Origin of the sequence: Nocardia sp. NPDC050175 (genome assembly GCF_044459885.1) — a bacterium.
In the GTDB taxonomy this organism is placed as follows: domain Bacteria; phylum Actinomycetota; class Actinomycetes; order Mycobacteriales; family Mycobacteriaceae; genus Nocardia.
In genome coordinates, this window is record NZ_JBITJI010000005.1 from 677,136 (window position 1) to 703,913 (window position 26,778).

Consider the following 26,778-nt stretch of genomic DNA (forward strand, 5'->3'; position numbering starts at 1 on the left):
GTGTCGCAGATTACATGCCGGTCTTTATACGAATTAAAGTTGTGCTTCAAACGCACTGTTCAGCTGGTTGCCTGAACGCGCAACAAGCCTGCTGGCCAGGGGTTTCGTCACAGAACCGACCACCAACGACCACGGCGAGAATTGATTCGTCGGCACTGTTTAGACCGACTTGAATCGTATGTAGTTTTCCTTAAGAGATTTTCCTTGGATTATCGGTAATTATCCGACCGTGGCGTACTCCTGAGTTGACTGTCCTGTTGCTGTCGTGCGGTCAGCGTAATGGCGAGGGCAGCGGCGGTCTATCCGAGTAAGTACCGATACAAAGAATTCATGTTGCTCTAACGAGGCGCTCCGCCGAAATTCACTGCGCGTAGGTCACCAACACGGTGAACGAACCCCATCACTGGGCGATAGCCGACCCCACACCCCGGTGTGGCACACCACTGGCAGCGGGAACAATGAAGGCCAACCCCACGATTGGACCCGAACATGACCAGCGCTGACTTGTTGATCGACGCCTTCGGCCGGGTGCAGGAGAACGTGCACGGCGCCGTGGCCGACCTGACCACCGACGAACTGGCCGTCCAACTGGATCCGGGCGCCAACTCCATCGCCTGGCTGATCTGGCATCTGACCCGAGTACAAGACGACCATGTCGCCGACGTCGCGGACATCGACCAGGTGTGGACGACGGCGGGCTGGGCCGAGCGCTTCGGCCTGCCGTTCGACGACACCGCGATCGGCTACGGCGATACCCCGGACGAGGTAGCCGAACTCGGCGCGGTGTCGGCGGACCTACTCCTCGGCTACTACGACGCGGTACACGCGCAGACGATCAAATACGTCTCCGGCCTCACCGACGCCGACCTCCCCCGCGTCGTCGACACCCGCTGGAATCCTCCCGTCACCCTCGCCGTCCGGCTGATCAGCGTCGTCGACGACGACATCCAGCATTCCGGCCAGGCCGCCTTCGTTCGCGGAGTTCTGCTGCGCCGCAGGTAAATCCGCCCCCGATCAGGCCGGTGGCCAGTTTTTGAGGACAGCGTCCAGCGCATCGAGCGCCCGGGACCAGGAATCCTGTGCGTTGCGCGGATGGCTGTCGTAGCGACCGGTTGCCTCCAGCGTCACATATCCGTAGAACGTGCCGTGCAGCAGGCGGATCGCGTCGGTCTGGTCGGGCTCGGACAGGTCGTAACCGCGCAGGATCGCGCGGGTCATCTCCGCGTGCCGCATTGCCGCGCTGGCGGCGGCGGTCGCCGGGTCGAGGTCGAGTTGTGTTGCGGCGTAGCGGCCCGGGTGCTTCTTCGCGTAGTCGCGGTAGGCGTTGGCGAAGGCGACGAGCGCGTCCTTGCCCGCGCGGCCCGCCAGTGCGTCCGCGACTTTGTCGGCGAGTTCGGCCAGTGCCAGGACCGCCACCTTCACCCGCAGGTCGCGCGCGTTTTCCAGGCGTGAGTACAGGCTCGCGTCCTTGACACCGAGCTTGCGGGCCAGCGCCGAGACGGTCACATTGTCGAAGCCGACCTCGTCGGCCAGCTCTGCCGCCGCCTGGATCAAGCTCTCGTCGGTCATCCTCGCGCGTGCCATGCCGCCCTCCTCATTGCCTACATCGCTAACTCATTTGCCTAATGACTCTAGGTAGTTTAGCGTACGTACTTGTTAAACGAGCTAGTAGGTACGACTGAGGGGAGACCTCCACCATGAACGCATCGGTTTCCCATGCCGCGCGCCCGACCGAGTTCGGCCGGATCTTTCCGCCGGACGAGAGCTGGCTGGCGGGACAGGCGCCGGAGCAGATCCTGCTGCCCGAGCTGCCGATCATCGATCCGCACCATCACCTCTGGTACCACCCCGGATTCCGTTATCTGCTCGAGGAATTCGCGGCGGACACCGGCAGTGGGCACAACGTGATCGCGACGGTGTATGCCGAGGCGATGTCGGCCTACCGCACCGACGGGCCGACGGAACTGCGGCCGGTCGGCGAGACGGAGTTCGTCGCGAATCTGGCCGCGGCCGGCGACGAGGCCGGTGGCCCGACGAAGGTGGCCGCCGGAATTATCGGGCGGGCCGACTTCGGGCTCGGCGCCGACATCGTCGACAACATCATCGAGCACCACATCGCCGCCGGTCAGGGCCGTTTCCGCGGCCTCAGGTTCGGGGCGAGCTGGGATGCGAGCGAGGAGATCAAACTCAGCCATCCCGGCAATCGTCCGCACATGCTCGCCGAATCAGGTATTCGGGAATGCGCGCGGGTGGTCGCCGAGCGCGACCTGACGCTCGATTTGTGGATCCTGTCCCCTCAGCTCGCCGACGCCGCCGAGTTGGCCGACGCGATTCCCGAGTTACGGCTGGTGCTCAACCACTGCGGTGCGCCACTCGGCTTCGGGCCGTACGCCACCGACCGGGCCGAGCACTTCGCGACCTGGGCGCGTGGCATCCGTGCAGTCGCCGAGCGGCCGAACGTCGTCTGCAAGCTCGGTGGCATCGTCGCCACCGCCGCTGCCTTCGACTATCGGACCGCGCCGACTCCACCGACCTCGGAAGAGCTTGCCGCCCTCTGGTTTCCATGGTTCGACACGTGCATCGAGGCGTTCGGACCGCAGCGATGCATGTTCGAGAGCAACTTCCCGGTGGACAAAATGGGAACTCGATACGCGACGCTGTGGAACACCTTCAAGCGGCTCGCCGCCGGTGCGTCGAAAACCGAACTGGCCTCGATGTTTTCGGACACTGCCCGCCGGATATATCGACTGTAAATTTTGTGAACTTTAAGGAAAACGTCATGACCAACTGGATCACCACCCCGATCGAATCCGCCATCCTGCGTGGCGCACTCGACCTCGAGCGCACCGCGAACGGCATACTGCCGCACCGCCTTCCGGCATCGGCGCGCAAGCAGTTCCCGGACGACTATCTGGCGATGGTCGAAGCCCAGCCCACCGGCGTGCGACTGACCTTCCGGACCAGCGCGACCGCCATCGAGCTGGACGTGCTGCCGACGCGGACCGTCTACCAGGGCGCACCGCAGCCGCCGGACGGCGTGTACGAACTGCTCGTCGACGGCAGGCCCGCGGGCCGGGCCAGCGTGCCCGGCGGCATCAGGCACGTTGTCGACATGGCCACCCAGTCCAAGGTCACCGAGCAGGGAGCGGTCGGCACCGTCCGATTCACCGACCTGTCGGCCGAGCCGAAGGACATCGAAATCTGGCTGCCACACACCGAAATCACCGAACTCGTCGTCCTGCGCACCGACGCGCCGGTCGAAGTGATCCCGGACCGCGGCCGCACATCGTGGCTGCACCATGGCAGTTCGATCAGCCACGGCGCCAACGCCGACGTCCCGACGGCAACCTGGCCCGCGGTGGCCGCCGCCCGCGGCGGTGTGCAGCTGACCAACCTGAGTCTGCGCGGCAACTGCGTGCTCGATCCGTTCGTCGCGCGTGCCATCCGCGACACCCCGGCGGACCTGATCAGCCTCAAGATCGGCATCAACATCGTCAACGCCGACGTGATGCGGCTGCGCGCCTTCGGCCCCGCCGTGCACGGCTTCCTCGACACCATCAGGGAAGGACACCCCACCACACCACTACTCGTCGTCTCCCCCATTCTCTGCCCGATCCACGAGGACACCCCCGGCCCCGCCGCCCTCGAATTCGACGGCACCAGAGTGAGTTTCCGCGCCACCGGCGACCCGGCCGAGCGCGCGGCCGGACGACTCACCCTCAATATCATTCGCGACGACCTGGCCCGCATCACCAAACAGCGCGCCGCCGATGATGCCAACCTGCACTACCTCGACGGCCGTTCCCTTTACGGCGAAAAGGATTTCATCGAATTGCCACTGCCCGACCAACTCCACCCCGACCCCGCCACCCACCGCCGCATCGGAGAACGCTTCGCCGACTTGGCCTTCGGCGAAGCGGGCCTGTTCAACGCCTGAGCACCCGCCGCGGGTGCCGCGTGGGCAATGCTGTCCGGTCGACAGCATTGCCCACGAAACCCGGGTGTCGCGTTCGGGCATACTGGCCTCTCGAAGTACTCAAATATGTTGCGCCGCTTAAGCGAATTAAGTTGCGGTGATATTTGTTGTGTAGCGGTGACAAAGACAACATGATGTCAACCGAGGTGTGTTTTTGTGGTCACTTCGCGGACAGATAGTGGGTCTGGACTGATGCGCAGAAAGGGGTCCAGTTATGCGCCGCAAGCCCGTTGTCTGGATGACCATTGCCGCGATTTTCGCCGGGGCACTGGCCGCGCCCTCCGCTGCGGGCGTACCGAGCGAGTCGCGATCTCAGCTTCCCGTCTCCTATCTGTTCAACGATGCGGTGGACGCCGAGGCGGACAATCCCGGCGCGCCGCCGATCGGCACCAACGACTGGACGTGCAAACCCACTGAGGCACACCCGAATCCGATCGTGCTGGTGCACGGCGGGCCGGAAACAGTGCGGCTGGATTGGGGTGCGCTCGCGCCGTTGCTGGCGAACAACGGGTACTGCGTGTATGCCCTGACCTACGGTTCGCTCCCTGGCATGCCCGCACCGCTCGGCGCGCTCGGTGGGCTGCTGCCGATCGAGCAGAGTGCGCAGCAGTTGCGCGACTTCATCATCAAGGTGCGGGCGGCGACCGGTGCGCACAGCGTCGATATCGTGGCGCATTCGGAAGGCAGCCTGGTCACCGATTATTACGCCAAGATCCTCGGTGGTGCGAACAAGATCGATCGTTTCATTTCGATCGGTCCGGGCTGGAATGGCACCAACTCACTCGGGTTCGCCGCCCTGTTCACCGCGCTGGCCGCCAGATTGAAGTTGACGCCCGCGCTGGGGGCGGTCGTCGACCCGATCTGTGCGGCCTGCTTGCAGATTCAGACCGGGTCGGAATTCCTGCGCAAGTTGAGCGCCGGTGGTCCAACGGTTCCCGGCGTCACCTACACCAACATCGTCACCAGTCATGACGAGTTCGTGGTGCCGTACACCAGCGGGATCGTGCAGAGTCCGAGCGTCACCAACCACGTCGTGCAGGACTACTGCCCGGGCGATCTGACCGACCACCTGTTGCTGCCCTACGACAAGGTGGTGGCCCAGCTCGTGCTCAATGCGCTGGATCCGAGCAACATCGCGCATCCCACCTGCACGAGCACCCCGCCGAACAGCTGACTTGGGCGAACCACCCGCCACGACAACGTAACTCATCGCCCGCCGCACCAGATCGCTTGGTGCGGCGGGCTTTGTGCTCGATGTGAGAGTCGCGTTCGATCAGCACGACTGCCGGAAGTCACCACGAACACAACAAATCCGCCGACCGCTGGCCACGGTCGGCGGACAAAAAGGCACCGCCGGACGCGTCGTTGAGTCCGGCGGCACCGCTAGTGAGGCGAGTTACCAGCCACCCTTGCCCGCGAGTTGCCCGAGCAGGTCGTCGAATTCTTGACCCCACGCGCCCCACGGCGAATCGCCGCCGTTGCTCGAAGGCTTGTCGAAGCCATTGCTCCACGGGTCCCAGGCCGTGTCGCCGTTGCCCGGCTTGGCGTTGCCCCACGGATTCCAGCCACCCCAGGGATCCCAGGAGTCGCCGCCATTGTTGCCGCCATCGCCCGACGGATCCCACGGCGAATTGTCCCCGTTGTCCGTATCACCGTCGGAACCGTCACCCCACGGATCGCCGCCATTGTCGTCGGAACCATCGCCCGGGTTCCACGGATCCCAAGGCAAACCGCCGCCGGGCTTGCCGGGCTTATTGTCGCCGTCGCCAGGCTTGCCGGGCTTATCACCGCCGTCACCGGGCTTGCCGGGCTTATTGTCGCCACCATCCGTCGGCTTGCCGGGCTTGCCGGGCTTGCCGGGCTCCGCGGGCTTCTCGTCGCCCGGCCTATTGGAGGTGCCGAAGTCCTGCGTCCAGTAGGCCGTGCCGTTGCCCGCCTTGGCGTAGCCGACACCGAGGTCCTTGAGCCCGCAGTTCAGGATGTTCGCGCGGTGGCCCGCGCTGTGCATCCACGAGTTGACCACCTCGGACGCACTGCGCTGACCGGCGGCGATATTCTCCGCCCAGGTCTGCGCGTGATAGCCCGCAGCGCTGATCCGGTCGCCCGGATCGCCCTTCGAAGAGTTGTGATCCATGAAGCCGCCGGCCGCCATATCCTCCGAATGGCCTTGCGCGGCTTGGGTAAGATGGCTTTCCGCTTTCAGCGGTGCACAGCCCGCCTTGGCGCGTTCATTGTTGGTGAGGCTGACCACCTCATCGGCGGCGGACTGGGATTGCGGCGCCGCGAGGGCCGCTGGGGCCCCGGCGACGGTGCAGAGGGCAAAAGCCGAGATGCCGACTGCGGTGGAAAAGGACAGCATTGTAGCGGGAGAGAAACGCACTATTTCCTTCGAGAGTTGTCGATCTTATAGAAACCAAATACAGCTCAGCCCGCGGTACTCGGGCCGAGCGAGAGCGGGAGCCACACAGCGTCGTCACCGGGAACGCCAGGGTCTACGGTTTCGGCACTGTCGGCGGGATCGCCGGCGGCACCATAATTGGCGACGTCGTCGGCGGCACCGAAGTTGGCGGTGTCATCGTCGGCAGCTTCGGAGTCGTCGTCACCTTCGGCACCGAGGTCGGCCGTGTCATCGTCGGCAGCACCGGAATCATCACCGGCGGCACCGAAGTTGGCCGAGTCGTCCGCGGCAGCACCGGAGTCGGCCGCATCGTCCGCGGCGTCGAAGCCGGCGTCATCAGCGGCACCGCTGTCGGCGTCGTCCTCGTTGTCGGCAACATTCGCGGCGGGCGCGGTGGGCGCGGGTGCCGCGTGCCGAGGCTTCGGGCTCGGCGCGTTGCCATTGGCGATCAGCTCGATCAAGCCTTTCGCCACTACCGGACCGACCTGTTTGACCAGGTCCTCCAGCACAGCGCGCAGCGGTGCGGGCAACGCCGCGCTGCCGCTGGCGAGCGCGTCGACGACGGCGGCCAGCGGCGCCCCGGTGCCGGGCTTGGCCGCGCCGCCGGGCTGAGCGCCCATGCCCGGCTTCGCATTTCCGCCCGGCCGACTGGCCGGGCGATCAGCGCGATGCGCAGGCCGCTTGGCCGCGACGGGCGCAACGCGTTCCGGCCGACTCTGCTGTCGGTAGGTGGCGGGCACAGCCGTGAGGACCGGCTGCTTCGACGGCGCGACCCACACGCCGTCACCCGTGGTGGTGGAGTTCGTATCATCGGCGATGGCTTGCCCCGCAGCGCCGTTGGCCGAGACCGCCAGGCCGATCAGCGTCGCCGTCGAGAGCATCGCCAATCGGGCGGGGACGACGTTGTTTCGCGGCGCGCTGTGCTTGCCCATGAGTGCCTTCCTTCGAAATGACCGATCGCTGGCGAAGCCGACAGCCCACCGCTTGGTACGACCTGGTTCGAACTTGCCGGTCGGGAGCCGTTCGACCGCCGCTCTGCGGTCAAGTACGCGGCAATTCGGGCTGCCGGCTTCCATCTGGAAGCGTAGAACTCGGTGGTGTGACGAACAAGCAGAACGGACATTCTTACATCGAATCAAGATGCGATTAACTGTCGTGTCGACAACTAATCACAGCCAGATCACACGTACTGCCCCAGCAGATCACCACAGCATCACGGCACGGCCACGAACGGTCCAGTTCGACGTCGCACACCGAATCGATGGTAATGCCGGGATCGCAGGTCGCGAATGGTATCGAGGCCCTGTTGTTAGGCCAGCTAAAGTCATGTCAGATTTCTCTTGAATCAGCACCTCGGCAAGGCCATTTGTGGTCAAAATGGTTGCGTGACACCCATCCTGCGACCGCGAAGGAAGGTCATGCGCCCTCACTTCGCGAGTGACCGTTCTCCAATGCCGATCCCCAGGTCGGGGCTTCGGCGAGTTATTCAGTTGAAGTTACAAGGTGATCTGGACAACAGTAAGGTTTAGCTCGGCGTAACGTTTGACGTAACGATCAACGCAGTAGATACTGCTTGCACACAATCCGGCGTAACACCTCGAAGGCAGTCCTTCAGACTCTCGCCACAATTCGCGGATGAACGCACAGTTAACGAAAGAATGTGATGTGTTTGCCGGTCCACGCCGACCGGCAGGTGCCAGGACTCGGTGACGGAATGCTCACTTAATTTTCAGTGATGGACCGAAGGTGCTGCAGATGAGCCGACGGCTCGATACAAAGGTTGCCGATGTCTGATTATCCCCTGTTAACTTCCAATACGATCACGCTCCGCCAGTTCGATTACTTTGTGAACGCGGTACAACTCGGCTCGCTCTCGGCCGCCGCCAGGCGGTTCGGAATAACGCCGTCCGCGATGTCACAACAGATCGACGCGTTGGAGACCTCGCTCGGACGGAAGGTGTTCGATCCGCGTTCGCGCAGGTCGAGACTCACCAAGTTCGGCCGCGAGTTCTTCACCCAGGCCTCGGATGTCGTCGAGTCCGCTCGACAGGCGATGGCCATGGGGCAGACGTTCGGTGACGGCGTGATGACGGTCGGCACCACGCCGACCATCGCGCAGAAGCTGTTGCCGCCGCTCATCTATCGGATGCGGCACGAACGAAATATCGACAGCATCGAGGTCAGGGCGTTCACCGACATCCGCGAGCTCAACGCGACGCTGGAAGAGGGCGCCCTCGATGTCGCCGTCGGACCGCTGGAACAGTCCAGCTCACGGGTGGTGCACTGCTTCGGCGAGGAAGAACTCGTCGTCGTCTGCCATCCCAGCCAGCGCAGCAGCTTCGACGGCTCATGGAAACAACTGGTCGAGGCGCCGTGGATCCGCTGCGGCGCGAATTCCGATCTCACCGACACCGTTTCGCGCGAGGCGGGCCGAGCGGGCGTGCATGTCCGATTCGCCGTCCGCGCCCCCGACGTGACCACCGCGCTGAGCCTGGTGGAACACGGCGTCGGCGTCGCGCTGGTGCCGAAGATGGCACTGCACGGATCGGCCAGGCTGCTGTCCATCATTCGGCTGTCCCGCCCGATTCGCCGGGAATTGACGGTGCACGCGCGCGACAAGTCGCTGCACGTGGAGAAATTCCTCGAGGTCATCAGCGACTCGGAGCTGGTCCGAAAGTTCGGGGCCGCAGGACTGCTGGAGGTCCGGCGACCGGAACCCGAAGTGGCGCACCGCACACCGGTGCCAGTTGGACCATTGCCCAGTTGATCCCCACTGCGGCAGGTGAATTCAGGAAGTGCCCGGTAAGCGCCGCGCGATAGCGGCGCTTACCGGCGACTCGGCCAGCTACGCGGTCATCTGCATTTGCATCTGCAGCAGTTCTTCGACGTGGTAGATCTCGGTGATCCGGCCGTCGACCACCCGGACGATGTCGGTTCCGGTGAACGACACCGGACGCCCACTGGCGGGCAGGCCGAAAGCCTCCCCGGTGTGCACGGCCGTCATCCGCCAATGGTTCACCACCCAGCCACCCGGCAGTTCCTTTTGAAACACGATCTCGTGCTGCGTATCGGTGAACCCATCACGCACCTCGCCGATCAGTAGCCGCATGCCGTCGATCCCCGATGTCGTACCGGGAACCGGGTTGTGATCGATCAGATCAGGCGCGAATACCTCGTCGACGCCGGCAACGTCCCCGGTGTCGTACAGCAGGTAGTTGCGCGTGGCGACCGCGAGAGCCTGGCTGATGGTCGTGGTCATGGCTTTCTCCCTTAGTTGGCGTCATAGCTGGTACACGCCTATAGTTCCCTTGAGGAATCAGTTACCTCAAGGGAACTAATGGAGAAATGATGAGTGAGCTGCCTCACCCGCTGCCGGAATGCCCGATCGCGCGGTTCCTCGTCGTCCTCGACGGACCGTGGGCAACCCTGATCGTGCGCGAACTACTCGACGGCCCCAAACGCTTCACCGCACTGCGCACCGCACTACCCGGCATCAGCCCCAAAACCCTGTCCGCCCGTTTGCAGCGATTCGAACTCACCGGACTCGTCACCCGCACCGCCTACGCCGAGGTGCCACCACGAGTGGAATATCAACTGACCCCCGCCGGCCAACGCCTCGAGTCCGTCCTCGCCAGCATGGCCCACTGGGCCGAAAACGACCTCCCCCAGGCGAACTCGTCCACTCCGACGACAGTGTGAAACCGTACAAATAGGTCAAGCCCCGCCGAAGCGTGGCCGGACTGCTATGCCGAAACGGTATTACTCGAGCGGTTGAACGGCTGATTGATCCTGGTGAAGTTGCACGGTCGTCGCGGAGCGGCTGGCAGCCGGTGCGTACGTCAGCTGTCACCGCGTGTCAGTCGATTGACAGCGCGATGCGCCACCGTTGGTGCCGCGGCGGCGATAAGCCGTCGGCCGAAAGACTGTGATGAAGGGCAGGATGACGGATGTCGGATGTTATCGGCGCGCGCGATTTGGTAGGCAAGGTTGCCTTGGTGGTCGGCGGGAGTCGGAACCAGGGTGCGGCTTTCGCCGAGAATGTCGCCGCTCGTGGGGCGACCACTGTCATCAGCTATCGCGGCAACGAACATGCGGCGCAGCAGACGGTGGCCGAGTTGACCCGACACGAGGTGACGGCGGTGGCTGTCCGCTCCGATGCCACCTCGTCCTCGGATGTGGCTGCACTGTTCGCGAGAGTTGTTGCCGAGCACGGCAAGCTGGACATCGTGATCCACACCCCGGGTGCGGTGATCAAGAAGCCGATCGTGGAATTCACCGACGAGGACTTCGATCATCTGATCGATCTCAACACCCGCAGCGCCTTCAACACGTTGCGCGCCGCCGCACGCCATCTCGCCGATGGTGGCCGCTACGTGGTGCTTTCGACGACCCTGACCGCGATCATGACCGGTACCTACGGCCTGTACTCGGGCTCGAAGGCGGCGGTCGAACGGATGGTCCTCGCCGCGTCCAAGGAATTGGGTGCCCGTGGCATCACCGTCAACGCGGTGGCGCCGGGACCCATCGACGACGACTTCTATCGCGGCGCGGAAACGCCCGAATCCATCGAGGCGGCAACACATCACAGCCCACGGGGGCGGCTCGGTATCCCTGCGGACATTGCTCCGGTCGTCGGCTGGTTGGTGAGCGACGGCGCGGCATGGGTGTCGGGCCAAACGATTCGGGCGAACGGCGCCATGTTCTGACCTGTACCAGAATAAAAACCTAGATGGTCGTGCGGGTTTGGAACCGGACGAGCAGCGTGTGGAAGTCTTCGACGGTGAGTGCCCGGCCGATACCGACGGCCCGGTCGACAACGGCAGCCTCGAGCAGGGTGTTCGCGGCATCGATGACCTCCTGCACACCGGGCCCGCGACGAGTGCCGTGCAGGTGATTGCGGGCCTCGATAATCGTCATCGCGAGCTCCGCATCACCGTCGGCCAGTGCGGCACACGCATAGCCGATACCGACCACGAACAGCAGCGGCACATTGCCGACGGCCTGCTGTAATGCAAGGGCATCGGCCAACTCGGCCTGGGCGCTGTGCCGGTCGCCGCGGTCCGTCAGGGCGATGGCATACACGGTCCGGCCCCAGATTTCGACGAAGCTCGCCATGTCATCGCCCGGCCGACCCACGCGCGACCGGCTCGTGGCCAACGCGGTGAGCGCCTCGTGAAAGAGCGCGACGGACTCGTCGAGTTCGCCACGGCGGCGGGCTATTTCGGCCTCGACCACCTGCATCCACGATCGAGTGAACACGCGCACGGTGGCGTCGAGCCGGACCCGAGCGTTGGTGATCTCGACCGCGGCGCCGGCGACATCGCCGTGCCACACTCGTAGTTGGCCGAGCCAAGTGCGTACTCCCACAACCTCATCGGCGCCCAACCAGATATCGGTCAGTGCGGCCGCCTCCGCCATCAGTGGCAACGCGGCGGGTAGCCCGAGCGTGTTGGTGCGGTGCCTGGCGAGGATCAGCAGCGCCCGGGTCAATCCACGGGGTTCGCCGATCGCCCGGAGCCGGACCAGCGCGTTCTCCAAGTCGAGCACAGCGGCGTCAGGGCAAGGGCCGCTCAGCAATTCGAGGCCGCGCCGTACCTGCGCGTTCGCCGCGAGCCATGCATCAGCGGATCGAACGGCTTCGTCGAGCAGCGTCCGGTCCGCTCGGCGGCCATGTTCCACCGCGAGCATGAGGACGAAGAGTGGGTGCGGTTGTCGCTGCTCGGTCATGGCCTGTCGCACGAGCCGGTCGAGGTCGCCGGAGTCATCGCCGCGTCCCCACCACAGCACGTCGTAGTGCACGGGCAATCGGTCGGCGAAGGCGCAGGCCAGGTAGGCGGCGGTCGACCCGCCGGGGGGTTGTTGGACCAGGAGAAGTAGTTGTGCTCGCCAGTGCATCGCCTCGGCTCGGAACCCGCACAGCATCCAGTACCACACCAGGTTGCCGCACAGTCGCAACGAGCGTTCGATGTCGGCGGCACCCACCGCCCACCCCAGCGCCGCGACGCAGTTGTCGTGCTCGACGTTCAGTCGGGCGACCCACTCGTGCTGTCGCGCGGTCCGCAGTGCGGGCTCGGCCTGCTCGACCAGATCGATAAAGTAGTCGGCATGCGCTCGATCGAGCGTCACCCCTTTGTTCGCGAGTTCTGTTGCGGCATAGGCCCGGATCGTCTCGAGCATGCGATAACGCGCGCCATCGAACTCGACGAGAGACTTGTCCACCAGCGCGGCCAGCGTATCGAAATCGCCGCCGCAGACCTGCTCGACGGCGTCGAGCGTGGCACCGCCGACGAAAATCGAGAACCTGCTACCTAATTCGCGTTCGGCGTCGCTGAGCAGATCCCAACTCCAGTCGACTACCGCGCGCAGCGTCTGGTGACGGGTCGCCGCGGTGCGATGTCCGTTGTTGAGCAACCGGAATCGGTCGTCGAGCCGTTCGAGAATCGCACCCGGTGACAAGGCGCGGGTACGCGCCGCGGCGAGTTCGATGGCCAGCGGCAATCCGTCGAGTCTGCGCACGATCCCACCGACCGCCGCGCGATTGTCGCCGGTGTGCGAGAAGTCAGGCAGCACGGCCACAGCGCGATCGATGAACAGTTGCACGGCAGCGGATTCGGCCGCTGCACTGTCTCGCCCGGCGGGCAACGCCAGCGACGTCACCGGGTAGAGCGTCTCGCCGACGATGCCGAGCGGTTCGCGACTGGTGGTCATGATCGTCAGCGCCGGACAACGCCGCAGGATCGCATCGACGAGTTGTGCCGCACCCGCGGCAAGGTGTTCGCAGTTGTCGATGATCAGCAGCAAATGTTTGCCGGCCAGTGCCGAGCAGATCTGGGTGAGTGCGTCGGAACAGACCTCGTCCCGATTCGCGGGCAGGTCCAACATCGCCAGGATCGCGTTACCAACCACGCTCGGGTCGGTCACCGCAGCGAGTTCGACTATCCGCACGCCATCCGGCCAACGTGCCGCGACTCGGGTCGCGGTCTCCATTGCCAGCCTGGTTTTCCCCACACCGCCGGGGCCGACCAGGGTGATCAGTGCGGTCGAGGTGAGCAGGCGATCGAGCTGGGCGACGTCGGCGTCCCGGCCGACGAAGCTGGTCGAGCGGCCGCGCGGCTCTGCTGTGCCCATGTTCGGCGGAGGCGCCGCGTGGATTTCGCGCAACGCGTCGGTCAGCGCTTGTCCGGGGACGGCGGCCAGCTCCCGGTCGAGCAGGTGCCGGGTCCGGTCGAAGACTCGCATCGCCTCGGCCGGGCGGCCGCCTGCGACGAGCGCTCGAATCAAGTAGGCGGCCAGTGTCTCTCGGAAAGGATGTGCTGCGGACTCCCGCGTGAGCTGCTGGATCAGCTCCCCGGCACGGCCAAGGGCGAGATACGCCTGCGCTCTGGTCTCGATTGCGGTCAGCCGTTGTTCGGTCAGCGCCGCGGCGGCGGACTCGAATATCGAAAAGGCCGACAGATCGGCAAGCGCCGGTCCGCGCCACAACTCCAGCGCCGAATCGATCAGCTTGGCAGCAGGCAGGGCCTCGCCGCGCTCCAGCTGCTGTGTTCCTTCGGCAACGAGGCGAGTGAAACGTGCGGCATCGACGGCATCGGCGGGGATGGTCAGCAGATACCCGAGATTGTGGGTCTCGATCAGATTCGCTGGTGCTATCGCCGCGCGCAGGCGTTTGACCAGCGACTGCAACGCGTTCGCCGATCCGGTCGGCGGTCGTTCACCCCATATCCCGTCGATAAGCCTGCTCGTCGAGACCACCTGACCTCGATCCAGCGCCAGCATCGCCAGCAACGCGCGAACCCGCGGACCTCCGACAGATACGGCTACCTCGCCCGCGGAGACTACCGAGAGTGGGCCGAGCAGGGTTACGCGCATGAACTCTGAAGGGCCGAACAAACCGCATACAACACTGCACAGTTGTACCAGTCTTGGCGCTGCAGTGCAGGTCAGCGGTGCGTGTCAGGGCACTGACAGCGACTGACAGCCGTCCGTCAGCACCGGGGGCAACACTGCGCCAATGAGTTACGAGAACCTCACCGGTCGGACGGCCGTAATCACCGGCGCGGCAAGTGGAATGGGTGAGGCCACCGCCCGCACGCTCGCTCGATCCGGCGCACCGGTCGCACTGCTGGCACGGCGCATCGACCGACTGACCGAACTGGCCGCGAAGATCGTGGCGGACGGCGGTACGGCGGCGGTGGTCACCGTGGATGTCACCGATCCGGCCAGTGTCATCGCGGCAACGGCGCGGGTACACGAGGTGTTCGGCCCGGTGAGTGTGGTCGTCAACGCCGCGGGCGTCATGCTGCCCAATCCGATCCTCGCGGGCCGTGACGACGAATGGGCCCGGATGATCGACACCAACATCACCGGCGTACTACGCGTGATCCAAGCCTTCGCCGCAGACCTGGTCACTGCCGGGGATGACGGGCACCCGGCCGATCTGGTCAACGTCTCCTCGATCGGCGCCCACGTCGCTTTCCCCGACTATGCGGTCTACGGTGCGACCAAGGCGGCTATTACCCAACTGTCGGCGATGTTGCGCACCGAATTCGGGCCGCGAAACGTCCGCGTCACCAATATCGAGCCCGGCCTCACCGATACCGAGTTGGGCAGCCACATCGATAATTCCGAGCTCACCGATCAGCTCGACGGAATGTTCACCGCCATACAGGCGCTCAGCGCCGACGATATCGCCGACTTGATCGCCTACACCGTCAGCCGCCCCGCCCACGTCAATCTTCGTCAGGTCGTCGTGCTCCCGACCGCCCAGGCATGACGGGTACGGCTTTGGACCGAGACCCCACGGTGCAGGAGATCACCGGACGGCCACCGCGCACCTTCGATGCCTGGGCCGCCGACTATATGGAGGCTTTACGATGAAACGACTGGCAGTTTCTCTGCTCGCCCTGATCTGCGCGGCAGCTTGTTCGTCCACCACCGAGCAACAGTCGGCCGAGTCCGCACCGGCGATCGGCCGATTCGCCTCCGCCAATCCAGGTTCGGTCAACACCTACTGGTTGCACGCCCCGCAAGGGCTGGTCGTCGTCGACACTCAGCGATCACTGACCGACGCCCGCGCGGCACTGGCTGCCGCAGGCGCCCCGATTGCCGCAGTCCTGATCACACATTCCCATCCCGACCACGTCGGTGGCGTCGGAGTTTTCCATCAGGCATTCCCCAATGCCCCGATCTATGCCGCCACGCCGGTCGACACCGCGATACGCACCGACCCGCTGCGCTTCTACGACCTCACGCGCGCACTTCCCGACTCCGACTACGCACCCCAAATGACCTATCCCGACCACACTTTCGCAGCCAACGCCACGATCGACGCGGCCGGAATACAGCTGGCGACCGCCGAGTTCGGACCAGGCGAAACCGAAACCGCAACGGCCTACTACGACCCGAAAACCCAAGCGCTCTTCGCCGGAGATCTGGTGGCGGACAAGGCAACTCCGGCGCTACTGGAGGGACACTCCTGCGGCTGGCTCGTCGATCTCGACCGATTGCGCACCCGATTCCCGCATATCCGAACGATCTACCCCGGCCACGGCGCGCCTGGCGGCCCTGAACTCATCGACGAACAACGCACCTACCTGGAGCACTTCCGCCACCTGGTGCGCGCCGCGCTCCCGGACGGCACGGATCTCACCGACGACAAGATGAACGCGATAACCGCGGAACTGTCTCGCGACTACCCCGGCTACCCCTCGGTCGCCTCACTGCCCACAATGTCGCAGGAGAACATCAAAAGCGTCGCCAAGGAAATCCGTGCCGAGAACCCCGCCACCCTGCCCGCCCCGTGCCGGTCCAGCTGAACCATTTCGGCAGACGCACGCTATTGCCGCATTCCGCGCGATCCGAAGCGGCCATCGCGGACCTGTCGACGATCTACGGGCAGCGGGAGGAGCCGGCCACGACCGGGCCCAACTGGGTAGTTTCGGCGAGTGTGGATGCTGAACAGCAGGCACGGAAATCGGCGGAAGTGCGCGTTGGAGAGTGCTGTCGACCAACAGATTTGGACGGCCGACCAACGCGCGCCTCGCGCCATGAGAGTGCGTTGTCAGCCGGTTCCACCTCACTGCGGAAGATCAGGGAGGTGGAGCAGCCGCCGCAGACTGTGGCCGAGCGAAGAGGCCGGTTGATCCGCGACTATGCATGTCGGCTAGAGCCAGCCGTTGTGGCGGGCGGTGGCCGCGGCCTCGATTCGGTTGCGGGAGTAGGTTTTACCGATGGCGGCGGATAGGTAGTTGCGGACTGTGCTTTCCGACAGGTGGAGGGTGCCGGCGATGTCGGCGACTGTGGAGCCGTTGGCGGCGGCCGCCAGGACGTCACGTTCGCGGTCGGTCAGCGGGTTGGGACCGACCGATAGTGCGGCGGTGGCCAATACCGGGTCTATAACTTGCTCGCCGATCATGATGCGGCGGATCGCGGCGACGAGGTCCTCGATGGGACCGTCCTTGGCCAGGAAGCCACTCGCGCCGTTGTCCATGGCACGGCGGAGGTAGCCGGGGTGGCTGAAGGTGGTGAGGATCAGGATCTTGCAGGAGGGGAGTTCGCGGCGCAGGTCGGCCGTTATGTCCAGGCCGCTGCGACCGGGCATCTCGATGTCGAGGACGGCGATGTCGGGGCGGCTGGCGAGGGCGGCGGGGAGCACCTCGGCGCCGTCGCCGGCCTGGCCGACGACCTCGATGTCGTGCTCCAGTCCGAGCAGCAGCGCCAGAGCGTCGCGCATCATGCCCTGGTCCTCGGCGAGCAGGACTCTGATCATGAGTCCCATTCTCGCGTGGTGAGCGGAACGGTGACGGTGACGGTGAAGCCGCCGCCTGGCGACCGACCGGCTTCGACCGTGCCCCGCGCCACGGAGATCCGCTCCCGCAAGCCGTTCAGGCCGTGCCCGCCAGGGCGAGGCGGCAGCTCCGGGCGGCCGTCGTCGCGGATCTCCAGGACGGCGTCGTCGCCTTGGCGACGCAGGGTGATATCGCAGGTGTGGGCGCCGCTGTGTCTGATCACGTTGGTGACGCCTTCCCGTACGGCCCATCCGAGCAGGGCGTCGGGTTCGGGCGGGAGCGGCGGGCACCGGCGGCGGACGATGAACTCGATTTCGGCGTCGGACAGGGCGATGCAGGCGGCGTCCAGCTCAGCGGACAATCCACGACCACGGTAACCGGTCACTGCCTGACGAACCTCGGTGAGCGCATCGCGGCCGATGTTTTCGATATCGACTGCCTGCGCGATGGCCACCGTCGGATCGCGCTCGGCGATGCGACGGACAGCCTGAGCCTTCACCACCATGATCGACAAGGTGTGCCCCAGCAGGTCGTGCAGGTCGCGAGAGAAGCGCAACCGCTCCCGCGCGACGGCGGCGTGGGCCAGCTCTTCACGCGCCTCGCCGAGCAGGCCGATAACGACGAACAGCCGCAGGATAACCGCGGTAACCAGCACCGCGCTCGCAGTGCCGGAAGACCAGCCGAAGATGCTGCCGCCCGGCGCGCCGGCCAGCCAGGGCACCACGATCGACAGCATCGTGGGACCGCCCACCAGGGTCAGCAGTGGCAGGTCTAGGCCATCGAACTTGGTGGTCACCTGCCCGGCGACCACTCCGGCAGCCACGCCCAGCAGGGGGAAGACCGAATACCAGCCCTGCCCGAAGGCGAACGTCGTGGCCGCCGTGGCCGCCGCCATCCCCGCAAGCAGCGCCAGCGGTACTCGCAGGGGGCGGCGGCCGTCGAACACGGTGATCACCACCGCCGTGTACAGCACGGCCAGCAACAGCAGAGAAGGCACAGTCAGCCACAGTGCCCTCGGGGCCTCTCCCAGCCGTACGGCCGGGATCAGCAGAAAGGCCGTCCACACCCAGAACGCGCTGCGGCTGGGGCTGTTGCGGTCGATCCGCTCCAGATCGAGTCTCGGGCGGCGCGGTGGCACATCGGCTCGCCACCTCGCCCACAGGACCGGCCGCAGTCGGGGACGGCTCACCGGCCGATCACCTCGTTCACTCACGACAGCGTAACTGGGAGAACGGAATACGCTGTCGCAACAGGACACACTGTCACGCCGCACCGGTCGAACGGCGATAGGCGTAGGTGGCGAAGGCCACGAACAGCGCCGCCCAGGCCGCCAGCACCGCGATCGTGCCGACAGAGGGCGCGTGGCCGCCGATCACCTGCCAGGACAACTGCCCATAGCGATTGACGGGAGTGGCTTCGGCGATATCTGCCAGCCAGGCGGGGAACTTGGCGATCGGGAACCAGAGTCCGCCGAGCAGTGACAGGCCCATATAGCAGGTCAAGCCGGCCATCTGCGCCTGCTGGGCGGTCAGCAGATAGCCAACACCGGTGCCGAGCACCGCCATCGGCGCGATCCCCAGCCACAGCAGCGCGAGCACGGCAACCCACTGACCAGCAGACAGCGATACCCCGTTTATCAGGGCAGCGGCCAGGCACACCGCCAGGATCGGAGGCAGGGACACCGCCATCGCACACAGCGTCCGGCCCAGAACGGCGTCGGTGGGGCGCATCGGCAGCACCCGGAGCTGCCGGATCCAGCCCAGTGGCTTGTCCTCGGCGATCGCGACACCGTTGGTCATCACCGCCCCGACCGCGCCGAAGGCCGCCATGCCGACCATCGAGTAGGGATCGGCGCGGTTGCCCTGGCCGGTCAGGTGAAGGCTGGTGAACACCAGATACATGGTCAGCGGCGAGATCAGGGTCATGATCAGATAGCCGGGATCGCGCAGGATCCGCATCATCTCCAGCCGCGCGTACGCCCCGATCGTCATCGGATGGCCTCCTTGTCAGCAGCCATGCTGGTCAGGGCGAGGAATGCTTCCTCCAAGCCGGCGCCGACGACCTCGAGGTTGCGTAGCAGGCCGGCCTCGGCCAACGCCTGCACGGTAGCGTCGGCATCGGTGGTGTGCAGGTGGACGCGAGAGCCGCGTGTCTCGCTGCCGACCACGCCGGGCAGCGCGTCGAGAGCCGGTGCCGGGGAGGTGAATTCGATGCTGACCCGGCGGCCCGGCACCCGCTCTTTGATCTGTTCACTCGTTCCCTCAGCGATCACGCGACCTCGGTCGATGACGACGATCCGGTCAGCGTGATCGTCCGCCTCGTCCAGGTAGTGGGTCGAAAACAGCACCGTGGTTCCACGTTCGGCGTAGGACCGGATATTCGCCCACAGCTCACGCCGCGATTCGATGTCCAGGCCGGTCGTCGGCTCGTCCAAGATGATCAGGTCCGGTGCCCCTGCGACCGCGATCGCCAACCGCACCCGCTGCGCCTGGCCGCCCGACAGCCGGTCCGCGCGCCGCCCTGCCAGCTCGGTGATCTGCGCCGTGTCCATGAGCTCGGCCAGCGAACCCACCGGTCGGCGCCGCGCGTACGTTCGGTGCACGAAGCCGACCAACTCCCGCACAGTCACCCCCGGGATCAGGCGGCCGCTCTGCGGTACGGCGCCGATCCGGCCCTCTCGTACGGCCCGTTCCGGCGTCGCGCCGAGCACCGAGATCGTGCCGCCATCCGGCGGGATCAGGCCGAGCAGCATGCCGATCACGGTGGACTTGCCGGCACCGTTGGGCCCCAGCAGCGCCACGGTCCGCCCCCGCGCCAGACGCAGGTCGAGACCGCACACCGCCCGCACCGCTCCGTAACTTTTGGTGACGCCGGTGAACACCACGGCGTCGCTCTCGCTCTCGTTTCGCACCTCTACAACGCTACGAAGCGCACGCAGGCTATGCGTAGAGCCGACAATCCGGTCTTGCCTAGTACAAATGTCCTCTCCCCGGACCGACACCCATTCAGCGCCGCGCCCATCCATCTGGGAACGTCCGGCGTTGTGGACGCAGACGAACAACACGATCGGTTTGCCGGTCAGTGCCTTGCCTTCGACCCTGACGAGTGCTTGCAGGCGTTGTCGGGCGAAGCGTTCAGCGAGCAGCGGCAGAAAGTTGAGAACGGTTGCACGGGAGGCGAATTGATTGAAAGACGCGTCCAGGAACTTCTCGATCGTCTCCACGCCGAAGAACTCGGCGAACTCGCGCTGCAGCCGAGTCGCTGCTGCCGCTGATGTAGTTGACGCGGCGCTTGGCGAAGGTGACGGAATCGCGGTTGATCTTCAGCGGTCCTGCGTGGTGACGTTCACGGATCTTGTTGAGGGTGTGGCCGTAATCAGCTGGTGAGCGGGACCGCGCCGACAAGGCTTGGGGTGGAGAGGTTTTCATTGGCCCGGTCCAGCAGGGCGCGGGCCTCGACGTCGGTGACTTCGGTGAAGTCCGAGTACCAGGGCCGGATCGGGCCGAACAATTGCGGTATCTCCAGGCAGATGACGTGATCGGCGACCGCGGTCAGCGCGCGTACCGGTCGGCACGACCCGACGGGGGTAGCGAACACCACCTGGTCCGCGCCGCGAGCTCGGGCGATATTGCAGGCCAGGTTGGCGGTGGCGCCGGTGGCGATGCCGTCGTCGACGATGACCGCGATCAGGCCGGCCAAACGCAGGTGCGGAACTCCGAGACGGTATCGAACTACGCTGAGGCGCAACTGTTCTCGTTGCTCACGTGCAACTTTGTCCCGCTCGATGTCGGAGATCGAGGCACGATCACCGAAATCACGGTCGGTGATATGGATCCCGCCCTCGCCGAGAACGCCGAATATCAGCCACGGCCGATCCGGTACAACGAGCTTGCGGGACAACACGATATCGACAGGCGCACTGAGCGCGGTCGCGACTTCGTAGGCGACCGGAACCCCGCCACGCGGTAAACCGAGCACCACCACATCAGGCCTTCGGAACGCCGTCAAGCGTCCGGCAAGTCGGCGACCAGCGTCACGGCGATCAAGAAAAGGCAAGCTCAGCTCCAGAGTCGGATAGCCGTACGGAGACGAGCCGCACTTCGGGACCCGGAGAAAGCAATTCGAACTCTACGCCTGCCGAACACGTCGGACACCCACCCTGACATCGTCATGTCCGGTTCTTCGTACCGGAACATACTGGGCAGTTACACCGAATCCGGCCTCGGACTGACCGGCCCTCAACGCTTCTGAAACGTCCGGATCTGCCGAGTGTCGTGCGTCTATCTCCCGCAGGAGCGCTGGCTAGTAGTGATATGTGAAGTAGCCCGAGGTCCACTCGTCCTTGTCGACTTCGTATCTGTCGATGTGAAAACAGTCAGGTTCGTCTCGGAAGCCCGGGAGGTTCTGCGCTTCGCGAATTCGTTCGTTTGCGCGCTGCTCAGTTGAGTAGGCCCCCAAGAGTTTGACATCGTCTCCGCCTTCCTCGTCCCAGATGAGGTCTCCATCGTCGTCGACGTGTCGAATCGGGGCACCGTCCGACGGGCGCGCGTGATGGATGTGCCGTAGCAGATAGACGTCCACGACCCCGGAGCGTATACCCGCACGTTGGTGGACAAGGATCCGCTGATCCGTGGGTCGGTGACGAAACGGGCCGCGAGCCAAGAACATCCGCACATGCCGCATATCGGTCGAGGAGGGCGCGAGATCGACTGCCGCGCTGAACATCCTGTATCGGCTCCCATGACCGCGCGCGGACCAGCGATACCAAAACTCGCCCGCGCACGGCGCAGGCTCGTGCGTCGGACTGGGGCATCAAACCACCCGCCGCGAAACACATACTGTTACCACATGATTCGGAGGGTCGCGGGGTGGGCGGCCGACCCGGTGACGCCCGCCCCGCGACCGCGAGGGGACAGTCCGACCAACCCGACCGGACTGTCCCGGTAACGCACAACACGGCTACCGGCAGCTGGGTGCCGCCGGTAGCCGGGCGTTATGCGCGGGTCATCGCTTGATCAGCGCGCGCAGGGCGGTGATCGAGGCCCGGCGTTCGTAGGCGATCCAGGCGAAGATCGCGGTGAGCGCCAGCGGGAAGGGGGCCAGTTCAGGTGTGCCGGCGAGGAAGGCGTTGAAGCCGGCGGCGAGGACGGTGACGATGGCCAGGCCGATCGCGGCGGCCGCGCTCAGGCGAGGCACCATGAGTCCGATCCCGCCCGCGACCTCGGCGAGACCGATGAAGACCAGCAGTGCCAACGGGATCGAGAAGGCGGTGGCGTTGTTGTCCATCAGGGTCTGCGGGATGAGGAGCTTCGGGCCGCCGGAGGCGACGATGAAGAACAGGCCGAGCACGATCTGCAGGGTCCACAGGACGCGGTTACGAATCTTGCCAGGACGGACGACGGCGGTGGTCTCAGTGGCGGTGATGGCGGTCATTTGGTGTTCCTTCTGGGTCGGTCGCGCCGGGTTGGTGGCACGTTCATCAGTAAGGACGGGGGCGGTCCGGAAAACTCATCGCCGCGGTCGAAACAATCTCCACCGCGCCACCGGGACCGAAGGTGGGCTGTGTACCCGGGCGTTCGCTGGACGTCCAAACCGGCTGGTCGACAGCGCTTCCCAACGCACGCTTCTGCCGATTACCGCTTGCGACGCGCTGTGTTCGGCCTGCAGTTCACCTATCAGCACCCCTCGCGAGATTAGGATCGCCATCGCCGGTTCTCCACCGCCGGGCTCCCGGGATTGTCAACTGCGGCACATCGACCAGGACGGCGGCTCGTATCCATGATCACCTTGCGCTACACACACGCTCGGCATCGGCGGGCCACCATCGCGCTCATCGCCTCGGCGGCTTTCCTGGCGTTGGCCACATGCCCCGAGGTTTCGGCAGCGGCGACATCACCGGCATCGACACGTACCGAAACCGGTGCCCTCGCAGCTCAGCGCCCAAAACCGACTTGCCTGCACGACTGCGGAGACGACTTCGCCCCGGTATGTGGACGGCCGAAGAACGGCAGCGGCCCGAAAATCTCATTCGGGTCCCGGTGCGTACTCGAGAGCTACAACTGCGAACACCCTGACAACCCGTACATTCTCGAATCAGAGGGCGAGTGCAGTGGTGGCGGGCCTGTCCGCTTGTCGTGATTACCGCCCGCGCAGCCGAGCTGCTGGGCGTCGCAGTGGAGTGAGTGATGGTCGAGAAGGCCGGACACCATCAGAAGCGCTCAACGAGGTGTTTGCGATGACCGCCTGAACCCACACCGCATAGTGCGCGGTTCGTTACGGCCACGTGGCACGCCCGAAGATCAACGCGCCGAGATCATCTCGGCGTCCGCAATGCCATGAACTTCAGCGCAGGATCAGTCGCCGCGTGAAAAACGGTCGGCGATCTCGCGGGCGCGGCGAGCAGACGCACGAGCGTTCTCGGCGAGCCGACGGGCGCTGTCAGCTCCGCTGCGCCGGTGGGACGCGATCTCGCCATACACGCGGGCTGCATCGTCCTGGGTCTCGGCGAGCCGCAGGCCCGCATCGACCACACTCTGTCGCAACGCATCCGACCGCGCTGCGCTGACGCACCGCCTGCACTGCCGCGCCCCTCCGGGGCTTGCCACCCATACCCTCAACGACCAAAGCCTCCGACATCGGACGCCCTATGCTGTCCGAAGCCGGAGGCTTCATCTATGACCAGGGTCACACCCTAGGTGAAACTCCAGGTCAGCAGGTTGCTGTTACCCATTTCCGCAGGTCAGATCACTTACCCTGGAATGGGGCATTGATCGTGGTGAAGTACTGGATTGCCGCGCCGATGGCGACGGGGGCGGTGATCAGGATCTGGCCTGCGACGGTACCGAGGGCGCCGACGGCGATGACGCCGCCGAGGCAGCCGACCGCGGCGGCGGGAATGAACGGGCCGAACATGCCGATGATGGTGGCCGAGGCCGCGACGACGCCGACGATGCCGCCGAGGACGCAACCGACGGCCGCGCCGCCGATGCCGCCGACCAGGGTGGCGATGCTGGCGCCGAGGCTGATCGTGCCGGTCATCCGCGACCAGGCGGCCTGCTCACGGTCGTACTCCGACTTCCACGGCGCCTTGTCCTCGAAAGGCAGGGCGACCGGGGTGTAGACGGCCTTGCTCATGTCGAGCTGCGGGGTCAGGGTCGCGGTGCGGCCCGCGATGTCCGCGGCGATGGGGAACGTGAAGTCATCGAGCCGGAACTGCAGCGGAGTGCCCGCGACGACAGTTCCGTTGGCGGCCTTGATCTTCAGCGCGCCGTCCTCGGCGACGATGGAGCCCGAGTCGATGGAGACGATGGACTGCGAGTCGGTCGACTCGGCCGTGAAATTGATCGGGGCCTCGGTCTCGGCGGCCGGCGCCGCGTTGACCGTGCCGGCCGCGACGCCGAGCGCGGCGATCAGCAGCGTGGCCGTCGCGGCAAAGTTCCTCATCAACATTCTCAGATCCTTCTTAGGTGTGGTCGGGATGAGAGGAGCTTAGGATAGCCACACCTAATCCTGTCAAGCGGTACGTTTTTGCCCTAGCAACCAGCTCTGGACGCGCTTCATCGCCCCGGATGCCATGGCGGACAACGGGTTACACAATTCGCCGCCGATCGGCCGCCCGCCGACTCGGCGCTATCTCACACCCCCAACGGCTTTACTCCCCCTAGACATGTACTTAGCCTAACCTTAATTCTCGATAGAAGTAAATCGGGGCCGTTTCGGTAAGAAGGAGCTCGACAGTGCCGTCTCAATCCGACCTAACCCCTTGGCCCGCAACAGAAGTCGAGAAATATCGAGCGTTGGGGTACTGGACGGGCGAGACTTTGGGCCAGCTGCTCAGCGCCCGCGCCACGGCGACGCCGGACGCGATTGCCGTGGTAGACGACCGAAATCGCTGGACCTACGCGGAATTGGAGACGCGCGCCACATCGCTGGCCGCCGGGTTCCTCGAGCTCGGCGTGCGGCCGGGCGATCGGGTGTTGGTGCAGCTGCCCAACATCGCCGAATTCGTCGAGGTGATCTTCGGACTCTTCTACGCGGGCGCCCTTCCGGTCCTCTGCCTGCCCACCCACCGGCGGTCCGAACTGGTGCCGATCGCGCAGGTCAGCGGCGCGGTGGCGATCGTCGCCCGCCATCACCACCAGTGGTTCAACCACGCCACGCTCGGCGCGATCCTGCGGGACCACGCCCCGGCGCTACGGCACCTGATCATCGTGCCGGACCAGCCGGGCGCCGCACTCCCCGGCGGCACCCGCGCCCTCGACGAGTTGCGTGCCACACCACGGGAACTGCCGCAGGTCAGCGCCTCCGACATCGCGTTCCTACAGCTCTCCGACGACAACATCCCAAAACTGATCCCGCGCACGCACGACGACTACCTCTACAGCGTGCGCCGCAGTGCCGAACTGTGCGAACTCGACAACACCAGCGTCTACCTCGCGGCGTTGCCGGTGGCACACAACTTCTCGATGGGCTCGCCGGGCATTCTGGGTGCGTTGTTCGCGGGCGGCACGGTGGCGCTGGCCATCGATCCCTCCCCCACCACCGCGTTCAGCGCGATCGAGCGGTTCTCCGTCACCATCACCGGACTGGAGCCGCCGCTGGCCAAGCGCTGGGTCGAACGCGCGGAAGCCAGTACCAAGTACGACCTTTCGACGCTACGGGTGCTGCTCATCGGCGGCGCCAGCTGCCCGGACGAGCTGGCCCGTCGCATCCGCCCCGCCCTCGGCGCAACCCTCCAGCAGGTGTTCGTCGCGGCTGAGGGCCTGGTCTGCTACACCCGGCTCGACGATCCGGCGGAAGTGGTGCTGGCCACCCAAGGGCGGCCGATGTCCGTGCACGATCAGGTCGCAGTGGTCGACGAGGCAGGCAACCATGTCCCGCCCGGCACCGACGGCCTGCTGATCACCAAGGGTCCGTACACAATTCGCGGGTACTACCGCAATCCCGAGGCCAACGCGTCGTCGTTCACCGAGGACGGCTGGTACCGCACCGGCGAGGTCGTCACCCTGCGTGCGGACGGCAACCTGGTGGTCAAGGGCAGGCTCGGTGGCGAGAAGATCTCGATCGAGGCGATCGAGGCACATCTGCTGGAAGCGGCCGCAACCTGAACTGCCATCGCCGCGTAGGCAGGCTCAGGCGCTATCCAGCGTAAAGCTGGGCGGGCTAGGATCCACGATCATCGGATCATGCCCTTATCGCCTGTTGACGTGCACGTATCGTCTGTTGACGTGCACGTCATGATGAGCGAAACCGGTCAGAATGCAGGCCCCGGCGAAGACGCTTCGCCGCGGGCGCTGTTCGTGGCCCGGTTGGCGGAACTATGGGAGGCCGCAGGGAATCCCACGCTGCAGCGGGTGGCGGCGGCGACCGAGGAACGGCTGAAGGGCGCTCGCACACCGGCGCAGAACCAGCGCTCGTCGATGCAACGCATCAGCGATTGGCGCAGCGGGCGCAACGTGCCCTCCCGATTCGAATCACTGGATCCGGTACTGGTGACACTGATCGCGTTGGCCAGGCAAACACCTGGTCCCGTTCCCTCGGTCCTGTCGAACCGGTCGGGTTGGCGACGTCTATGGAAGGCCGCAATCACTCAGCCCGTGCGCCCCACAGTGCTGACC

General features: G+C 65.5%; 24 protein-coding genes. 11 read left to right on the forward strand and 13 right to left on the reverse strand.

What is annotated here, in order from left to right:
* The first annotated feature begins 489 nt into the window (after nt 1–489).
* Nucleotides 490–1,002, forward strand: a complete 513-nt coding sequence (locus tag ACIBK2_RS20990; RefSeq protein WP_396969188.1) for a DinB family protein — start codon at nt 490–492, stop codon at nt 1,000–1,002.
* 12 nt (nt 1,003–1,014) lie between these two features.
* Here the strand turns inward: ACIBK2_RS20990 and ACIBK2_RS20995 are convergent, their stop codons facing one another.
* A complete protein-coding gene (locus tag ACIBK2_RS20995) occupies nt 1,015–1,584 on the reverse strand; it encodes a TetR/AcrR family transcriptional regulator (RefSeq protein WP_396969189.1) in 570 nt (189 codons plus the stop codon).
* 113 nt (nt 1,585–1,697) lie between these two features.
* On the opposite strand from ACIBK2_RS20995, the gene ACIBK2_RS21000 reads away from it, so the two are divergent.
* The 3 genes from ACIBK2_RS21000 (at nt 1,698) to ACIBK2_RS21010 (ending at nt 5,150) form a co-directional block, all read left to right on the forward strand.
* A complete protein-coding gene (locus ACIBK2_RS21000; protein WP_396969190.1) occupies nt 1,698–2,753 on the forward strand; it encodes an amidohydrolase family protein in 1,056 nt (351 codons plus the stop codon).
* Between the two features lie 26 nt (nt 2,754–2,779).
* Nucleotides 2,780–3,937, forward strand: coding sequence for a GDSL-type esterase/lipase family protein (locus ACIBK2_RS21005; RefSeq protein WP_396969191.1), 1,158 nt, complete (start codon nt 2,780–2,782; stop codon nt 3,935–3,937).
* A gap of 253 nt (nt 3,938–4,190) precedes the next feature.
* Nucleotides 4,191–5,150, forward strand: coding sequence for a lipase family alpha/beta hydrolase (locus ACIBK2_RS21010; RefSeq protein WP_396969192.1), 960 nt, complete (start codon nt 4,191–4,193; stop codon nt 5,148–5,150).
* A gap of 222 nt (nt 5,151–5,372) precedes the next feature.
* Here ACIBK2_RS21010 and ACIBK2_RS21015 read toward each other — a convergent pair whose 3' ends face one another.
* On the reverse strand, nt 5,373–6,335 hold the full coding sequence (locus ACIBK2_RS21015) for a CAP domain-containing protein (protein WP_396969193.1): 963 nt from the start codon (nt 6,333–6,335) through the stop codon (nt 5,373–5,375).
* A gap of 65 nt (nt 6,336–6,400) precedes the next feature.
* Nucleotides 6,401–7,306 carry a hypothetical protein gene (locus ACIBK2_RS21020; RefSeq protein WP_396969194.1) on the reverse strand — a complete coding sequence of 302 codons (906 nt, stop codon included), beginning with the start codon at nt 7,304–7,306 and terminating at the stop codon, nt 6,401–6,403.
* Between the two features lie 854 nt (nt 7,307–8,160).
* On the opposite strand from ACIBK2_RS21020, the gene ACIBK2_RS21025 reads away from it, so the two are divergent.
* Nucleotides 8,161–9,141, forward strand: coding sequence for a LysR family transcriptional regulator (locus ACIBK2_RS21025; protein ID WP_396969195.1), 981 nt, complete (start codon nt 8,161–8,163; stop codon nt 9,139–9,141).
* Nucleotides 9,142–9,219: 78 nt separating this feature from the next.
* Here ACIBK2_RS21025 and ACIBK2_RS21030 read toward each other — a convergent pair whose 3' ends face one another.
* Nucleotides 9,220–9,633, reverse strand: a complete 414-nt coding sequence (locus ACIBK2_RS21030; protein ID WP_396969196.1) for an ester cyclase — start codon at nt 9,631–9,633, stop codon at nt 9,220–9,222.
* Nucleotides 9,634–9,722: 89 nt separating this feature from the next.
* Here ACIBK2_RS21030 and ACIBK2_RS21035 point away from each other — a divergent pair, with 89 nt between their 5' ends.
* Both ACIBK2_RS21035 and ACIBK2_RS21040 read left to right on the forward strand, forming a co-directional pair.
* Nucleotides 9,723–10,073: a winged helix-turn-helix transcriptional regulator gene (locus tag ACIBK2_RS21035; RefSeq protein ID WP_396969197.1), complete on the forward strand. Its 351-nt coding sequence runs from the start codon at nt 9,723–9,725 to the stop codon at nt 10,071–10,073.
* Between the two features lie 248 nt (nt 10,074–10,321).
* Nucleotides 10,322–11,080 carry an SDR family oxidoreductase gene (locus tag ACIBK2_RS21040; RefSeq protein ID WP_396969198.1) on the forward strand — a complete coding sequence of 253 codons (759 nt, stop codon included), beginning with the start codon at nt 10,322–10,324 and terminating at the stop codon, nt 11,078–11,080.
* A 19-nt stretch (nt 11,081–11,099) separates the two neighbouring features.
* On the opposite strand, the gene ACIBK2_RS21045 is transcribed toward ACIBK2_RS21040, so the two are convergent.
* Complete coding sequence (locus ACIBK2_RS21045) at nt 11,100–14,264, reverse strand: BTAD domain-containing putative transcriptional regulator (protein WP_396969199.1); 3,165 nt, start codon at nt 14,262–14,264, stop codon at nt 11,100–11,102.
* Nucleotides 14,265–14,385: 121 nt separating this feature from the next.
* Here ACIBK2_RS21045 and ACIBK2_RS21050 point away from each other — a divergent pair, with 121 nt between their 5' ends.
* Both ACIBK2_RS21050 and ACIBK2_RS21055 read left to right on the forward strand, forming a co-directional pair.
* A complete protein-coding gene (locus ACIBK2_RS21050) occupies nt 14,386–15,147 on the forward strand; it encodes an SDR family oxidoreductase (RefSeq protein WP_396969200.1) in 762 nt (253 codons plus the stop codon).
* Nucleotides 15,148–15,247: 100 nt separating this feature from the next.
* Nucleotides 15,248–16,189 (forward strand): MBL fold metallo-hydrolase, encoded by a 942-nt coding sequence (locus ACIBK2_RS21055; RefSeq protein ID WP_396969201.1) that lies wholly within the window; start codon nt 15,248–15,250, stop codon nt 16,187–16,189.
* Between the two features lie 347 nt (nt 16,190–16,536).
* On the opposite strand, the gene ACIBK2_RS21060 is transcribed toward ACIBK2_RS21055, so the two are convergent.
* From ACIBK2_RS21060 to ACIBK2_RS21095, 8 genes are all read right to left on the reverse strand, one after another.
* On the reverse strand, nt 16,537–17,142 hold the full coding sequence (locus ACIBK2_RS21060) for a response regulator (protein ID WP_396969202.1): 606 nt from the start codon (nt 17,140–17,142) through the stop codon (nt 16,537–16,539).
* Nucleotides 17,139–18,350, reverse strand: coding sequence for a sensor histidine kinase (locus ACIBK2_RS21065; RefSeq protein WP_396969203.1), 1,212 nt, complete (start codon nt 18,348–18,350; stop codon nt 17,139–17,141). The genes ACIBK2_RS21060 and ACIBK2_RS21065 overlap by 4 nt, the downstream gene beginning before the upstream one ends.
* 73 nt (nt 18,351–18,423) lie before the next feature.
* On the reverse strand, nt 18,424–19,152 hold the full coding sequence (locus ACIBK2_RS21070; protein ID WP_396969204.1) for an ABC transporter permease: 729 nt from the start codon (nt 19,150–19,152) through the stop codon (nt 18,424–18,426).
* Nucleotides 19,149–20,471, reverse strand: a complete 1,323-nt coding sequence (locus ACIBK2_RS21075) for an ATP-binding cassette domain-containing protein (protein ID WP_396969236.1) — start codon at nt 20,469–20,471, stop codon at nt 19,149–19,151. Before ACIBK2_RS21075 ends, ACIBK2_RS21070 begins: the two co-directional genes overlap by 4 nt.
* 65 nt (nt 20,472–20,536) lie before the next feature.
* On the reverse strand, nt 20,537–21,142 hold the full coding sequence (locus ACIBK2_RS21080; protein WP_396969205.1) for a phosphoribosyltransferase: 606 nt from the start codon (nt 21,140–21,142) through the stop codon (nt 20,537–20,539).
* A gap of 321 nt (nt 21,143–21,463) precedes the next feature.
* Nucleotides 21,464–21,742: a hypothetical protein gene (locus tag ACIBK2_RS21085; protein ID WP_396969206.1), complete on the reverse strand. Its 279-nt coding sequence runs from the start codon at nt 21,740–21,742 to the stop codon at nt 21,464–21,466.
* A 423-nt stretch (nt 21,743–22,165) separates the two neighbouring features.
* Nucleotides 22,166–22,594, reverse strand: coding sequence for a DoxX family protein (locus tag ACIBK2_RS21090; protein WP_396969207.1), 429 nt, complete (start codon nt 22,592–22,594; stop codon nt 22,166–22,168).
* Between the two features lie 1,311 nt (nt 22,595–23,905).
* Nucleotides 23,906–24,610 (reverse strand): hypothetical protein, encoded by a 705-nt coding sequence (locus tag ACIBK2_RS21095; RefSeq protein WP_396969208.1) that lies wholly within the window; start codon nt 24,608–24,610, stop codon nt 23,906–23,908.
* A gap of 287 nt (nt 24,611–24,897) precedes the next feature.
* Between ACIBK2_RS21095 and ACIBK2_RS21100 the strand changes: the two genes are divergently transcribed.
* Nucleotides 24,898–26,268 carry a (2,3-dihydroxybenzoyl)adenylate synthase gene (locus ACIBK2_RS21100; protein WP_396969209.1) on the forward strand — a complete coding sequence of 457 codons (1,371 nt, stop codon included), beginning with the start codon at nt 24,898–24,900 and terminating at the stop codon, nt 26,266–26,268.
* 129 nt (nt 26,269–26,397) lie between these two features.
* Nucleotides 26,398–26,778: hypothetical protein (locus tag ACIBK2_RS21105; RefSeq protein WP_396969210.1), on the forward strand; the 381-nt coding region annotated here is incomplete at its 3' end.

What these genes read in the sequence shown, in the direction of transcription:
- ACIBK2_RS20990 (WP_396969188.1), top strand. Translation starts at nt 490, where the DNA reads ATGACCAGCGCTGACTTGTTGATCGACGCCTTCGGCCGGGTGCAGGAG.
- ACIBK2_RS20995 (WP_396969189.1), bottom strand. Translation starts at nt 1,584, where the DNA reads ATGGCACGCGCGAGGATGACCGACGAGAGCTTGATCCAGGCGGCGGCA.
- ACIBK2_RS21000 (WP_396969190.1), top strand. Translation starts at nt 1,698, where the DNA reads ATGAACGCATCGGTTTCCCATGCCGCGCGCCCGACCGAGTTCGGCCGG.
- ACIBK2_RS21005 (WP_396969191.1), top strand. Translation starts at nt 2,780, where the DNA reads ATGACCAACTGGATCACCACCCCGATCGAATCCGCCATCCTGCGTGGC.
- ACIBK2_RS21010 (WP_396969192.1), top strand. Translation starts at nt 4,191, where the DNA reads ATGCGCCGCAAGCCCGTTGTCTGGATGACCATTGCCGCGATTTTCGCC.
- ACIBK2_RS21015 (WP_396969193.1), bottom strand. Translation starts at nt 6,335, where the DNA reads ATGCTGTCCTTTTCCACCGCAGTCGGCATCTCGGCTTTTGCCCTCTGC.
- ACIBK2_RS21020 (WP_396969194.1), bottom strand. Translation starts at nt 7,306, where the DNA reads ATGGGCAAGCACAGCGCGCCGCGAAACAACGTCGTCCCCGCCCGATTG.
- ACIBK2_RS21025 (WP_396969195.1), top strand. Translation starts at nt 8,161, where the DNA reads ATGTCTGATTATCCCCTGTTAACTTCCAATACGATCACGCTCCGCCAG.
- ACIBK2_RS21030 (WP_396969196.1), bottom strand. Translation starts at nt 9,633, where the DNA reads ATGACCACGACCATCAGCCAGGCTCTCGCGGTCGCCACGCGCAACTAC.
- ACIBK2_RS21035 (WP_396969197.1), top strand. Translation starts at nt 9,723, where the DNA reads ATGAGTGAGCTGCCTCACCCGCTGCCGGAATGCCCGATCGCGCGGTTC.
- ACIBK2_RS21040 (WP_396969198.1), top strand. Translation starts at nt 10,322, where the DNA reads ATGTCGGATGTTATCGGCGCGCGCGATTTGGTAGGCAAGGTTGCCTTG.
- ACIBK2_RS21050 (WP_396969200.1), top strand. Translation starts at nt 14,386, where the DNA reads ATGAGTTACGAGAACCTCACCGGTCGGACGGCCGTAATCACCGGCGCG.
- ACIBK2_RS21055 (WP_396969201.1), top strand. Translation starts at nt 15,248, where the DNA reads ATGAAACGACTGGCAGTTTCTCTGCTCGCCCTGATCTGCGCGGCAGCT.
- ACIBK2_RS21060 (WP_396969202.1), bottom strand. Translation starts at nt 17,142, where the DNA reads ATGATCAGAGTCCTGCTCGCCGAGGACCAGGGCATGATGCGCGACGCT.
- ACIBK2_RS21070 (WP_396969204.1), bottom strand. Translation starts at nt 19,152, where the DNA reads ATGACGATCGGGGCGTACGCGCGGCTGGAGATGATGCGGATCCTGCGC.
- ACIBK2_RS21090 (WP_396969207.1), bottom strand. Translation starts at nt 22,594, where the DNA reads ATGACCGCCATCACCGCCACTGAGACCACCGCCGTCGTCCGTCCTGGC.
- ACIBK2_RS21095 (WP_396969208.1), bottom strand. Translation starts at nt 24,610, where the DNA reads ATGTTGATGAGGAACTTTGCCGCGACGGCCACGCTGCTGATCGCCGCG.